General features: G+C 37.8%; 10 protein-coding genes and 1 pseudogene. 4 read left to right on the top strand and 7 right to left on the bottom strand.

Annotation, left to right across the window (positions count from 1 at the left end; all coding sequences use genetic code 11):
* Nucleotides 1-677 precede the first annotated feature (677 nt).
* The 4 genes and pseudogenes from J7R10_RS04025 to J7R10_RS04010 all read left to right on the top strand — a co-directional run.
* Nucleotides 678-1,964: an RsmB/NOP family class I SAM-dependent RNA methyltransferase gene (locus tag J7R10_RS04025; protein ID WP_010704659.1), complete on the top strand. Its 1,287-nt coding sequence runs from the start codon at nt 678-680 to the stop codon at nt 1,962-1,964.
* A gap of 136 nt (nt 1,965-2,100) precedes the next feature.
* On the top strand, nt 2,101-3,657 hold the full coding sequence (gene guaA, locus J7R10_RS04020) for a glutamine-hydrolyzing GMP synthase (RefSeq protein ID WP_010704660.1): 1,557 nt from the start codon (nt 2,101-2,103) through the stop codon (nt 3,655-3,657).
* A gap of 188 nt (nt 3,658-3,845) precedes the next feature.
* Nucleotides 3,846-4,568 carry a glycerophosphodiester phosphodiesterase gene (locus J7R10_RS04015; RefSeq protein WP_010704661.1) on the top strand — a complete coding sequence of 241 codons (723 nt, stop codon included), beginning with the start codon at nt 3,846-3,848 and terminating at the stop codon, nt 4,566-4,568.
* 524 nt (nt 4,569-5,092) lie between these two features.
* Nucleotides 5,093-5,296 (top strand): annotated as a pseudogene (locus tag J7R10_RS04010) (integrase); the annotation flags it as partial.
* A gap of 23 nt (nt 5,297-5,319) precedes the next feature.
* Here J7R10_RS04010 and J7R10_RS04005 read toward each other — a convergent pair.
* The 7 genes from J7R10_RS04005 to J7R10_RS03975 all read right to left on the bottom strand — a co-directional run bounded on the left by J7R10_RS04005 (nt 5,320) and on the right by J7R10_RS03975 (nt 13,143).
* A complete protein-coding gene (locus J7R10_RS04005) occupies nt 5,320-6,366 on the bottom strand; it encodes a sn-glycerol-3-phosphate import ATP-binding protein UgpC (RefSeq protein ID WP_010704662.1) in 1,047 nt (348 codons plus the stop codon).
* 2 nt (nt 6,367-6,368) lie between these two features.
* On the bottom strand, nt 6,369-7,220 hold the full coding sequence (ugpE, locus tag J7R10_RS04000) for a sn-glycerol-3-phosphate ABC transporter permease UgpE (protein WP_010704663.1): 852 nt from the start codon (nt 7,218-7,220) through the stop codon (nt 6,369-6,371).
* 10 nt (nt 7,221-7,230) lie between these two features.
* Entirely contained in the window at nt 7,231-8,115 is an 885-nt protein-coding gene (ugpA, locus tag J7R10_RS03995) for a sn-glycerol-3-phosphate ABC transporter permease UgpA (protein ID WP_010704664.1), read from the bottom strand.
* A gap of 104 nt (nt 8,116-8,219) precedes the next feature.
* On the bottom strand, nt 8,220-9,545 hold the full coding sequence (gene ugpB, locus J7R10_RS03990) for a sn-glycerol-3-phosphate ABC transporter substrate-binding protein UgpB (RefSeq protein WP_010704665.1): 1,326 nt from the start codon (nt 9,543-9,545) through the stop codon (nt 8,220-8,222).
* 1,032 nt (nt 9,546-10,577) lie between these two features.
* On the bottom strand, nt 10,578-11,504 hold the full coding sequence (locus J7R10_RS03985) for a metal ABC transporter solute-binding protein, Zn/Mn family (RefSeq protein ID WP_010704666.1): 927 nt from the start codon (nt 11,502-11,504) through the stop codon (nt 10,578-10,580).
* A 1-nt stretch (nt 11,505) separates the two neighbouring features.
* Complete coding sequence (locus J7R10_RS03980) at nt 11,506-12,387, bottom strand: metal ABC transporter permease (RefSeq protein ID WP_010704667.1); 882 nt, start codon at nt 12,385-12,387, stop codon at nt 11,506-11,508.
* Between the two features lie 3 nt (nt 12,388-12,390).
* The gene (locus tag J7R10_RS03975; protein WP_010704668.1) at nt 12,391-13,143 is read right to left on the bottom strand and encodes an ABC transporter ATP-binding protein; all 753 of its coding nucleotides are present in this window, start codon (nt 13,141-13,143) and stop codon (nt 12,391-12,393) included.
* Between the last annotated feature and the right edge of the window lie 568 nt (nt 13,144-13,711).

Raw genomic sequence — 13,711 nt, 5'->3', positions numbered from 1 at the left:
TGAAGGGAATTAGCTTTTTGTAGTCTTCCGCCCCGCCTTTGACGCGCGTTGGCGAGTGTTAGCTTGATCACTTTGGATGGATTTCTTTCCATTGTTTGAGGGTGATGTATTGTTACGGCTTTTAGATGAAGCTGTTTTCCCATTATTATAAGTGTTCATTATTTTCTCCTTTTAAATGACCTGGCTTAAGGTGCCAGTACAGTCAAAACGGTCATGCCAAATAGTGGTTCCAAGCGTTTTCTAAAAAGTTAATATTTTGTCGAGAATAAGATGGGTGTACTAGCCTTAGAAGAAGTATTGTTGATCTTTTTAGAAAGAGAACGTTTTCAAGATATGAAATATTTGTTAGCACTTGCCGTTTATAGAGAGCTATGAAAACTTAATTTACCAAAGAATAAGAGGGTGATGATTTTTACGGATACATATTGGGAGAGGACTTTAAGGATACAAGCTGTTTTGTAGTATCAAATAAGGCATATGTATTTTGGAATAATAGGAATGCGATTGGAGAGACCATGAAAGAATGACTTTGAAATGCTATAAAAAATGAGATCAGAATCATTCAACTTCCAATGGAGATTTTGCATGATTTTGAAAAAATCATTGGTCTTGAGAAAGATAATTTTGTTTTTGCTTATATTGTTTAAAGTTTTGTAAAACTTCAATGGGAGAAATAAATGCGCTTAGGTGGGCGTTTACGTGCAGCGATAGATATTCTACAAGAGATAGAAACGCAGCATTGCTCTGCAGGTGAAGTTTTAAAATCTTGGGGGCTTTCTCATCGCTTTGCGGGAGCAAGTGATCGTGCAGCAATTGGTACAATTGTTTATGATGTTTTGAGAAAGCGTTATTCTTTACAATGGCGTATGGAGAGTGATGATGTGCGGGATATTGTTTTCGGGACCTTATTAGATACTGGAAAAATGACAATTGCACAAATTGATGGTGAATTAGAAGGAGATCGATTTGCTCCACAGCCATTAGGAGCTAGGCAGCGTCAATCATGGCAAAAGCAGCAATTAATTGATGCACCAGATTATATTCGTGGTGATATTCCCCAATGGTGTCAAACGCATCTTATGCCTTTATTTGCTGATAATTGGGTCATTGAGGCTGCTGCATTAGCAACACGCCCTTCTTTAGATTTACGTGTGAATAGCTTGAAGGCAACACCAGAGAAGGTACTTAAAGAACTTGTAAAAATCAAAGCTCGACCGGTGTCATGGGTTCAGCAAGCTTTAAGAATTGCACCGCTTGAAAAGTTTGAGCGTCATCCCAATCTTCAGAGGGATTTTGCTTTTCAAAAGGGATATTTTGAAATACAGGATTTGGGGTCTCAGATTGTTGCTGATCTTGTTGAAGCAAAAGTAGATATGCAGGTCTTGGATTATTGTGCTGGTGCTGGTGGAAAAACGTTGGCTTTAGCGGCCAGTATGAAGAATCAGGGGCAAATTTATGCTCATGATTCAGATAAAGCGCGTTTGGCTCCTCTTTTTGATCGTCTTCGACGCGCTGGTGTTCGTAATGTAGCGCCACGATGGCATGGAGCAGAATTAAAGCCGTTAATAGGTCAGATGGATATCGTTTTATTAGACGCACCATGTAGTGGTACAGGCACATGGCGGCGGCGGCCAGATACGAAGTGGCGTTTGACGTTAGAACAGGTAAGACAACGCCAAACAGAACAGAAGGCTATTTTGAATGAAGCTATAGATTATCTTAAATCAAATGGGCGTTTAGTCTATATTACATGCTCTCTTTTTGTGGATGAAAATGAGGAACAAATTTCCTATTTTCTTCAACAACATTCCAATTTTTGTCCCATAAATATGCGTGCACTTTGGCAGAAACATTTTAGTTTTTCGCCTGTGCAACCGATTTTTTCAAATTATGGACTTACTTTATCACCAGCAACAACAAAAACAGATGGTTTCTTTTTTTCTGTGTTGCAAAAAAAACATTGATACATATTTTTCGCATTTTTTATCTTAAATTTTACGAGAAAAACTTTTTTCTCAAGTGAACAAGCTTGTGAAAAGGGAAAGATTGAATAATAAATCATATTGGTTCTTTTTTTTTACAATTATTGATTGGTTTTCTATGAACATCTCACATCCAGACACCGTTCTTATCATTGATTTTGGTTCACAAGTTACACAGCTTATCGCGCGGCGGGTACGAGCAATGGGTATCTATTGTGAAATTGTTCCTTTTCAATTGGCTTTAGAAGGCATCAAGCGGACAAGTCCTAAAGCTGTTATTTTATCAGGGAGTCCTCATTCCGTTATTGATGATGGTTCGCCGCGTGCTCCGATGGAAGTTTTTGAAATTGGTGTTCCAGTACTTGGTATTTGTTATGGTGAACAAGTCATGTGTGTTCAACTTGGGGGAAAGGTTGAAGCTGGATATGAGCGTGAATTTGGGCGCGCTTTTTTAGAGGTGCAAGAAGAGAATGCACTTTTTGATGGTGTGTGGGAAAAAGGCTCGTCTTATCAAGTATGGATGAGTCATGGTGACCGTGTGACGGTTTTACCAGAAGGTTTTTGTGTAATAGGCACCTCAAAGGGTGCTCCCTATGCTGCTATTGCCGATGAAAAAAGACGTCTTTACGCAGTGCAATTTCATCCTGAAGTTATTCATACACCAGATGGCACAAAGCTTTTGCAAAATTTTATTTTTAAAATTTCTGCTCTTAAAGGTGATTGGTCAATGGCTTCTTATCGTGAGCAAGCAATTACTACGATACGTCAAAAAGTAGGAAAAAACCGTGTAATCTGTGGTCTTTCAGGTGGTGTGGACTCATCCGTTGTAGCGGTGCTCCTTCATGAAGCAATAGGAGATCAACTAACATGTATTTTAGTAGACCATGGGTTGATGCGTAAAAATGAGGCTGAAGAAGTCCTTACATTGTTCCGAGATCACTACAATATAGAGCTTATTCATGTGAATGCCGCCAATATGTTTATCGATGCTCTAGAAGGAGAAACAGATCCAGAGAAAAAGCGTAAAACGATTGGTTGCCTTTTTATTGAAGTTTTTGAAGAGGAGACCAAAAAGATCGGAGGCGCAGAATTTTTAGCACAGGGCACCCTTTATCCAGATGTTATTGAGAGTGTTTCAGCGATTGGCGAATCGGTAACAATTAAAAGTCACCATAATGTAGGGGGATTACCGGAACGGATGAATATGAAACTTGTAGAGCCGTTGCGTGAACTCTTTAAGGATGAGGTTCGCTTGCTAGGGCGAGAATTAGGATTACCTGAGCAGTTTATTGGCCGTCATCCTTTTCCAGGTCCCGGTCTTGCAATTCGGTGTCCAGGGGCAGTGACACGTGAAAAATTAGAAATTTTACGTGAGGCGGATGCTATTTACCTTGATGAAATCCGTAAAGCTGGTCTTTATGATGAAATTTGGCAGGCTTTTGCCGTTCTTCTTCCTGTTCAGACTGTTGGTGTGATGGGCGATGGGCGCACTTATGAATTTGTTTGTGCTCTTCGTGCGGTCACATCTGTAGACGGAATGACCGCTGACTTTTATCCCTATAATATGGAGTTTTTAAGCAAAACAGCAGCACGCATCATTAATGAAGTGAGGGGGATTAATCGTGTTGTATATGATGTAACTTCAAAACCTCCTGGTACGATTGAATGGGAATGATTGAAGTAAAGTTCAAACCTAGAGAGGATTGTTTAAAATTTGATCTTCGAGCAAATATGCAGGAGAAGAAAGTTTTTTAAATGATTGTTTAGTATGATTTTTAGAAATTATGATCTGATTTTATATAAGCCAATAGTGTTTAAAAGTGAAACCAGTGTTGTTTAAAAGTAAGAAGTGTGAAGTTTTGTATGTCTGAGAAAAAAATTGTTGCACATCGTGGTGGAGCCCATCTTTATCCTGAAAATACGCTTTCAGCATTTCGTCATGCGATTGCATTGGGAGTTGATGAGATTGAATGTGATGTTCATCTGCTTAAAAGTGGTGAAGTGGTGGTATTTCATGATTTTCGTCTAGAACAATTGGTTGGCAAGACAGGATATATTCATGATATTAATAATGAAACACGCAAACAACTCCGCATAAAAGGAAGTAGCGAAGCTCCTCCTTTATTAGAAGAGCTGCTTGATCTTTTAGTACCAACCAATGTTGCATTACATCTTGAAATCAAAACATGTGGTGAAATTGAGCGTGAAACGATTTTATCCCAAAAAGCGCTTGCGTTGATAAAAAGTCGAAATTTAGCAGAACGGGTTTCTGCAATCAGTTTCGATCCTGCGAGCCTTTATCCTTTTATTGAAGCAGGAATCATATCTGGTCCATGTATTGAGAGTTTTGAAGGTGATATGTACCGTCATTTTTCTGAGTGGAAAAAAAGGGGATATTCTGATTTAAGTTTAGATGGTTCCATTGTCTCACGGGATTTTATTGAAGCTGCGCTTGACGTTGGTTTTACTGTGGGGGTATGGACAATCAATGGGAAGACTCGTTTATCACATTGGCTTGATATGCCTGTACATTATATTACAACAGATCAACCCGATCTGGCTTTACAATTGCGTACACAACGATAAAAGGCATACCTTTTATTGCGTGTCACTGAGTTTTGTAATTTTGTAATGAAGTTTTGTACCAATCTATTTTTTAAGGGTAAAGACCTTTTAAAGTTATTTCTTATTTTAGCAATTTTTATAAGTTTTTCGATTTTTGGGTATGAAAATCCATTTTAATAGAACACTCATTGAATGATAAAACATGGATAAAAGCAACAAATGATCGCGTATTTCTACTTCATTTCACTTCTTTCCACTGAATACAAAATCTTCGATCAAACGATATCTCTATAATACAAAAGGGCTCTTCTTCCTAACAAAAGGAAGCTAAGAGAAGAGCAGCAATATTTATCGAATGTGGCTTATAAGGACAACAAATTGATTTATAAAAATAATTGATTGTTTTGCATGTTGAATGAGAGCACCGAATATCCTAAGATTCTCTCATTTTAAACTTGTTTATTTTGAAACAATCAAAATCATCTCCTTGCACATCTCCGGTGGAATTAGCATGTGGATAAAAAACTCTAAAGAAAGGAGTAAAAATGTCTCTTATGAATCGTTTTAATGCAAGGGTTGTTGCAACATTGGGGGCTGGCAAATATAATGATGGTGCCAGTTTGCACCGTCATAAGCGTAAAAATAGCGGTTCTCAATAGATTTACCGATATACCATTCACGGGCGGCGTCGCGAAACGGGTTTAGGAGAACTGAGAGATGTCTCTTTAAAACAAGCCCCTGAATCGGCATAAGATCAAAGCTCTCATTCGATTTACTGATCCTTTGTGCGTTTTCCAGTGGTTTTATTAAAAGTATGAAAGTTTTGATACGCAACAGTAAAGCTTAGCTTGTGACCATAGTCATTTGTGAGACGCTCTTTTATTTCAGTGGTAAAAATGTTACCATTCCACCGCGTTACAACATGGCATCCTGTTCCGACAGGCTTGATAAGTTCAATTTGTGTATGAAAGACAGGTCCTTTATCCGGATATTCTCCCAGCAAAATTATTTCTGGTCTGAAAGCCAAAAGATCAGTTTCTTTACTATAAGATAATGAATGACCTAAGTGCTGTTCTAAGATGTGGCGATCAAGAAAGTTCATGGGAGGGGAACCAATAAAATCAGCAACAAATGTTGTTGCTGGACAGTCGTAAATCTCCATTGGCGTTCCAATTTGCTCGATAGCTCCTTTATTCATGACAACGATTCTATCGGCCAGTGTCATCGCTTCTAATTGATCATGGGTAACATAGAGGCTCGTTGTCCCCAATGAACGTTGAAGTGTTTTAATCTCAATACACATTTGTGCACGCAATTTCGCATCAAGATTTGAGAGAGGTTCATCAAAGAGAAAGACACGTGGTTGACGAACAATCACACGCCCCATTGCAACACGCTGTCTTTGTCCTCCTGATAATTGTCGTGGTTTACGATCAAGAAATGGCTCTATTTGCAAAAGTTTTGCAGCGTGTGTGATACGTCTATTAATTTCATCTTTAGGTGTTTTACGATTTTTAAGACCATATTCTAAGTTTCCACGAACTGTCATATGGGGATAAAGCGCATAATTTTGAAAAACCATAGCAATATCACGATCGGCTGGCTCACGCCCATTGATACACTCGTTATCAATAAAGAGTTCACCTGAAGTAACTTGCTCAAGTCCTGCAATGATGCGTAACAGAGTTGATTTTCCACATCCTGAAGGACCAACAAGGACAAGAAGCTCACTATCGGCAACAGTTAAGTTTAAATCGTCAATGACCAGAATGCCGTTTTCATAGTATTTTTTTATATTTGATAACCGGATTATGGCCACAATTATTTCTCCGTTTCAATAAGACCTTTGATAAAAAGCCGTTGCATGCAGATGACGACAAGGACAGGCGGCACCATGGCAACGACCGATACTGCCATGAGGATATTCCATTGAGGATCATGTTGAAGTGATTCTACGATCAGTTGTTTTAGAATAATAAGGATAGTTTGATGATTCTGATCAGTTGTAACGATAAGAGGCCAGAGATACTGTATCCATCCATAAATAAACATAATGATAAATAAAGCGGCGATATTGCTTTTGCTGAGAGGGAGAAGAATATCTTTAAAAAATTTAAATGGTCCTGCACCATCAACACGAGCAGCTTCTAAGAGTTCATCAGGGACAGTTAAAAAAAACTGGCGAAATAAAAATGTAGCAGTTGCAGATGCAATGAGTGGAATAATCATTCCACTATAGGTGTTTATCATACCTAATTGCGCAACGATTGCATATGTTGGAATAATACGAACTTCAACGGGGAGCATCAGAGTGATAAAGATGAGGGCAAAAGCAGTTTTTCGGAAAGGGAAACGCATATAAACAATTGCATAAGCAGAGAAGAGAGAAATAATAATTTTTCCAATACTAATACCAAGCGCCATAATGAGTGAATTCATTAAAAGTGGCCAGAGATTAGGAAGTCCGCGCTGCATAAGCCCATCACCAAAGATTGTTTTATAGTTTTCTAGGGCATATTTTCCCGGTAAAAGAGGAAGTGTTCCGGAACTAAACGCTGCTGAGCTATGGGTTGATGCAATGACAGCAACATAAACTGGAAAACAAATAATAATAATACCAACAATAAGAACGAGATGGGTTAGAAATTTTAAAATAGGGCGATTTTCAACCATAATTCGCTTCCTAATATTGTACGCGACGTTCAATCCAGCGAAACTGAATAAACGTTAAAACAATAACCATCAACATCAACATTGTTGATTGTGCTGCTGATGCACCGATTGTTTGATTTTTAAAACCATCGTCATACACTTTGTAAACAAGAGTGCTTGTTGCCCGCGCAGGACCTCCAGAGGTGATATTATCAATAATACCGAATGTATCAAACATAACATAATGAATATTGACGATGAGAAGAAAAAATGTAGTCGGTGAAATCTGCGGAAAAACCACGGTCCAAAATCGTTTAAAAGGGTCAGCACCATCAATCGCTGCTGCTTCTATTTGGGAACGTGGAACAGATTGGAGTCCGGCAAGAAAAAAGAGAAAATTATAGGAGATCTGTTTCCAACTGGCTGCAATCACGATAAGGATCATTGCTTGAATGCCATTAATACGATAATTCCATATAATACCTATTTTCTCCAAAAGAAACGGGATAACTCCAATGGTTGGATGAAAAATAAATAACCATAAAATACCCGCCAATACTGGAGCAACAGCATAAGGCCAAAGCAAAAGTGTTGTGTAGGCCTTTTTTGCACGGATGACGCGATCAACACAGACGGCTAAAAGAAGTGATATCGACATTGAAACGACAGTGACGGAAATAGAAAAGACTGCAGTTGTGAGAAGTGATTTCAAATAAGCAGGGTCAGAGAGAATTGTTACATAATTTTCAAAACCAATAAAAGCTGTTGTAAATCCAAAGGGATCTTCACGCTCGAAAGAGGATTTCATTGCTTGCGCAGCAGGCCAAAAGAAAAACAAAAAAGTCACAAGGAGCTGAGGAAAAAGCAGCCCATAAGAGAGTAGACTATTTTTGAAATATGCGTGTTTTTCTTGCATTCGTTTGGCTCTTTAAATACAGAGACTTTAGAAAGGCGAACAAAAAAGAACTAAAAGGACTTAACTGTTTGGTTGAAATTTTGATATTTAATAATAATAAAACCTTAACGATTGGCTTTTTCAAATTCACGTAAAAGTTTATTACCACGTTCAACGGTTGCATCTAACCCATCTTTTGGTGTTTTGGATCCGCTAAGAACAGCTTCTAATTCTTGATCAAGAATAGAACGAATTTGTGGTAAATTACCAAATCTTATACCCTTTGAGTTAGCCGTTGGTGGGTTGAGAGTGATCTGTTTAATAGCAATATCCGCACCAGCATTTTTATCGTAATAATGCTGTTTTTTGCTTAATTCATAAGCAGCCTTTGTTGTGGGAAGATAACCTGTTATTTGGTGCCACTTAGCTTGATTATCTGCTCTCGAGAGATACTTAAGGAAAGCGGCTGCACCAGCATATTCTTCAGGGGTATGACCTCTCAGAACCCAAATAGAAGCTCCCCCAATAATTGAATTTTGCGGAGCGCCTTCTACATCATCATAATAAGGGAGTTGACCAAATCCAACATTGAATTGCGCTTCGGAAAGGATTCCTGCACGAGACCCTGAAGATTGCATAAAAATTGCGCAATTTTGCGTCATAAACATTGGCGTTGCGTCTAATGCTCCAGCTGGACCTCCGTAGCGAAAAATGCCTTGATCAGACCATTTTTTAAGATCGGTCCACATACGCACTTGGAGAGGACCATTAAAGGTGAGTTCTGTATCAAGCCCATTAAAACCATTCTCTTTTGTTCCAAAAGGTACATTATGCAAGGCTGAAAAATTTTCTATACCAATCCATTGAGATGCATAAGACATTGTAAAGCCACAACTTGCTGCTTTAGTGTCAAGAATTTTTTTGGAGAAATTTTCTATGTCTTTCCATGTTTTAGGCGGTTGTTCTGGATCAAGTCCTGCTTTTTTAAAAATATCTTTATTATAATAGAGGATTGGTGTTGAGGCGTTGAAGGGCATAGAAAGCATTTGTCCCTGAACATCAGAATAATAACCACTGATGGCAGGCAAATAATCAGTAGGATCGAATTCTTGTTTTGTATCAGCCATAAGTTGATAAATCGGATAAACGGCGCCTTTGGCAGCCATCATAGTTCCAGTACCAATTTCATAGATTTGGGCAAGAACCGGTTGTTGCTTGCCACGAAATGCTGAAATGAGCGCAACCATACCTTCTTCATATTCACCACGAAATGAAGGAACAACTTTGTAATCAGACTGACTGGCATTAAAGTTATTAATGAGACGCTCCGTTTCTTTTCCTAACTCACCGCTCATAGAATGCCAAAAGCTAATTTTTGTTTGCGCAAAACTCGCTGTTGTTATGCCGATAGCAACTGCAAATGCTGCTATAGAAAGATAAAAACGACTCATGGTTCCCCCTTTCTGAAGTGATGGAACACAGGTTGCACCTAGATTTATAGTATTATACATGAACACGCCACGACAATTTTATTTCAGAAATATGTTGATTCATTTAAACAGGAACCATCAAAAGGTCAAACGAATTTGTTGAGATCTGCATATATCCTTTGTGACAGTTCTCCTCAGTTAACAGGATCTATCTTGTAAACATATGATAAAAAACAAAATGTTTCCAATGAGCAAAACAGAAGAGAAGAGTGAAAGATACAGACAATAAATGTCATTCAGTTATAGCTATTGCAGTATTTGAATTTACTTTTTTCAAGAGAGCGTTTTAGTTTTTGTATTCTTGACCTTATATTTCGGGCACGATAATTTTGAAGAATTTGTTTGTGTTCCAATTGTATGAATACCTCCTAAAGCAGATTTTTCATTTATTGAGAAGTTATTGCTTTCTTACACTCCTTAAAGGGTTCACAAAATTATCCTTTGGGTTTATGTTTTAAAAGCTGCTTAGCGTTTTGACTCTTAGAATGAAGGAAATCATTTTTGGGTGTTACCAGTATCCTTGGTCTATAATCAAAGTGGTTTGAAGCTTGATTTATGAAGAGTTTCTATAGGACTAAAAATGGAGAAATGATTCATGCAGGTGACGTTAGTTTGAGGGGTAAAAATAATTTTAAAATAGAATGTATCATTACGCTATTTTTTTCTAACGCTTGTTTGATGGATAATTCATAAATTTTTAAAATCAAGACTTAAGAAACGAAAATAAAAAACACTTTATGATCGTATCATTTCAATTATTTGCCATGAATACTGCTATAGAATGTTGAATTGTTTACGTTTTTCTGACTTCATTATAAGTACAACAGAGCAACAAAATCATCCATAATCTCGTTTATTTGATCATCTCTTTGGTATAATTTCCTATTCATAAATTATTTGAGTGTCGAATATTGATTGAGCATGATTGGTAACATTGTATACATTCCAAAAACTATGATTTTACTCATTTTTCTGCTCTTTTATGGCTTTATCTTAATGTTTTGTGATCGCATCGATAATGGTATTTACATTATGTTCCATCATATTGAGATAAGTTGCAACAGGTCCATTTTCGTCCGATAATGCATCAGAATAGAGTGTTCCACCAATTTTCAAACCTGTTTCTTTTGAAATTTGTTTTATAAGACGAGGATTAGAAATGTTTTCCACAAACAGTGCGGTTACTTTATTCGCTTTAATTTGTTTAATAAGTTTGGCAACATCAGCTGCTGTGGCTTCAGTTTCTGTTGAAGCACTTTGGGGTGCAAGTATAATGAAGCCGTATTCTTGAGCAAAATAGCCAAAGGCATCATGCGATGTGATAATAACACGCTTATCTTTGGGAATCGTAGCAATCTTTGTTTTAAATGTTTCTTGTGCTGATTTAAGCTTTTGGATGTAGGTTTCCGAATTTTTTCTGTAGCTTGTACAGGATGGTTGATCGATTTTACAAAGAGCAGTAGCGATATTTTTAATATAGATTTCTACATTAGAGATAGTTTGCCAAGCATGTGGATCAATATCGCTGTGGTGGTGATGTCGTTTTGTACTTTGTTCTTGATTTTTAATTTCAAGGGGAGAAATGTTATCACTCACTTCGACAAGAAGTGCTTTTGTATCACTTGCTGTGATGAGACGGTTGATGAAACCTTCTAAATGAAGCCCATTGATGAAAATAATATGGGCATTTCTAAGAATTTTTGCATCATGAGGGGTAGGTTCATAAGTATGGATATTCGTATTGGGGCTGATAAGAGTGGTCATAGAAATATGATCACCTCCTACATTTTTTACCAAATCTGCAAGAATAGAAAAACTCACGACAACTTTAATCTTATTATGGGCAGAAGCAGAAAATGGAAAAAGGACAAGCAATAAGAGGGTTCCAAGTAACACGAATTGTTGAATAAGTTTAGGCACATTATTTCCTTAAAGTGGGGAAAGACATATAAAAAAGGTGATGATATCGTGCCATAATAAATCCGCGTGGACTTACTAAGCAGGCAAGAAGATACATAAACCCTGCGGCAATAATGATAGAAGGGCCAGAGGGAAGTGATAGGTGAAAAGAAAGCAGTAGCCCACAGATGCTCGCGATGATTCCTAAGAGAACAGAGAGTATGCAGATAGGAAATAGACGGGAAAGCCAAAAACGCGCTGTAATAGCTGGAATCATCATAATGCCGACAGAAAGTAATGTTCCCAATGATTGGAAACCGCCAACCAAATTCAATACAACAAGTCCGAGCAGTAATATATGAACATACTTACTCAATGGAGAGAGAGATTTAAAAAAGAGGGGATCAAAGCTTTCTAATACCAATGCGCGCCAGAAAATACACAGACAGCACATTGTGATCAGCATTATAGTGGTGATGAGCAAAAGGGCTTGTGTATCAAGTGCAAGTACTGAGCCAAATAAGAGATGGAGCAGATCGATCGCTGAATTTTTAAGTGAAACAAGAATGACGCCTGCTGCAAGTGCAATGAGATAAAAGACAGTCATCGATGCGTCTTCTTTTTGAAAGCTATTTCGTGAAATCAAGGTGGTTGCTAAAGCAACGACAACGCCAGCTAAGATGCCGCCAAGTGTCATAAATATGAGCGAGAAGCCACAAAGGAGAAAAGCAGCAGCAACACCAGGAAGAATGGCATGGGATATAGCATCTCCTATTAAACTCATCCCCCGGAGCATCAAAAATACACCAACAGGACAAGCACTGGTAGAAAGCAGGACAGAACCAAGAAGGGCGCTTTGCATAAAATGAAAATCAACGAAGGGAGCAAGAAAAAATGCGTACACGTCTTATAACCTAACAGAGCAAGAATCATTGAGAGGAAAATGTGGTTTTAGAGCGCTAAGACGCAAAGAGTTGGATGTGAGAGGTGATATAACGTGATAAATGGTGTCATCGAAAAACTGTGCTGTTTCTCCATAAAAAGCATTTTGTCTGTTAATTTGAATCATTTGGGGGAAATATTCTTGTACAATGAGGGGATCATGGAGTGCTGTAAGAACTGTCCGTCCTTGTTGTTGCCAATGTGTGATCAAGGTGAGAAGGTCTTTTTGGGTATTACGATCTACACCATTGAAAGGTTCATCAAGCAATATAATATCAGCATCTTGTACAATAATACGTGCAAAAAGGGCGCGTTGTAATTGTCCACTTGAGAGGGTATCCAGTGAACGGGATGCAAGTGTCGTGAGCCCAACCATTTCAAGTGCATTCTGAACTTTAGAGTAATAAGGGCGCTGATTTTTCCATAACCCACAAAAAGACCATAATCCCGTTTTTATAAGTGCTTCTATATCAATTGGAAATGTTTGATCTATATCACATTGCTGGGCAAGGTAAGCAATTCGGCTTTTCTTCGGTTTTGTGATTTTACCTTTGAGAGGTTTAATCAATCCGGCGATGGCTTTCAGCAATGTAGATTTTCCGGCACCGTTATCACCCATTATTGCCACCAACGAACCGGCTTTTAACTTTGCGGAAAAGTTTTTTATAGCTATCCTGCTCCCATAACCTAATGTTGCACTATCGAAATGCAGCCCCATAATTTATACCACCTTTGATTATTGATCTTCGAAAGTTATGTAATAATATAACATCTGTCAACAAAATGTTATATTATTACATATGTTTTTAGAGTGGAAAATTTCAGTGGGAAGATCGTGGAAAAATCAAAATAATGATTGAATTTTTCTTGACGAGACAGAGTGTGTGTATACTATATATAGTATCAAAATGATTGGTGATTCTAAATAAGCACAAGTGAGGGTGTAGTGTTTCGTTTGGCGTCTAAGTTATTTCCATAATGTGATTATAAAGAGTTTATTGACCAAGAAGAGTGTGGTGTTTCTGTGGGCATGTCTCTCTCGGGGGAATTTCCTTTCGTTTTTGTAATTGATTTTTGTCGTGAAAGAGTAAAGCTGAGCTATAAAAAATGGCTGCTGGGGCTTTGTTTTTTAAGGCATTAGGAGGGAATTGTAATGCAAGCAAAAGATTATTTTATAACTGAGGGGTTTTACCATTTAAGTTGTAGAATAATCATTTATTCTCATCATAATTTTTTGAATGTTTGATGGGGATTTTCGTTATGTTCAGGAAGCTATGTGTTATTGA

Source organism: Bartonella vinsonii subsp. berkhoffii ATCC 51672 (genome assembly GCF_902825225.1).
Classification (GTDB): Bacteria; Pseudomonadota; Alphaproteobacteria; order Rhizobiales; family Rhizobiaceae; genus Bartonella; species Bartonella berkhoffii.
This window is presented reverse-complemented; position numbering and strand designations above follow the sequence as displayed.

Excerpts from the sequence above, each read along its gene's own strand:
- J7R10_RS04025 (WP_010704659.1), top strand. The coding sequence starts at position 678 with ATGCGCTTAGGTGGGCGTTTACGTGCAGCGATAGATATTCTACAAGAG.
- ugpE (WP_010704663.1), bottom strand. The coding sequence starts at position 7,220 with ATGGTTGAAAATCGCCCTATTTTAAAATTTCTAACCCATCTCGTTCTT.
- J7R10_RS03975 (WP_010704668.1), bottom strand. The coding sequence starts at position 13,143 with ATGGGGCTGCATTTCGATAGTGCAACATTAGGTTATGGGAGCAGGATA.
- ugpB (WP_010704665.1), bottom strand. The coding sequence starts at position 9,545 with ATGAGTCGTTTTTATCTTTCTATAGCAGCATTTGCAGTTGCTATCGGC.
- J7R10_RS04015 (WP_010704661.1), top strand. The coding sequence starts at position 3,846 with ATGTCTGAGAAAAAAATTGTTGCACATCGTGGTGGAGCCCATCTTTAT.
- guaA (WP_010704660.1), top strand. The coding sequence starts at position 2,101 with ATGAACATCTCACATCCAGACACCGTTCTTATCATTGATTTTGGTTCA.
- ugpA (WP_010704664.1), bottom strand. The coding sequence starts at position 8,115 with ATGCAAGAAAAACACGCATATTTCAAAAATAGTCTACTCTCTTATGGG.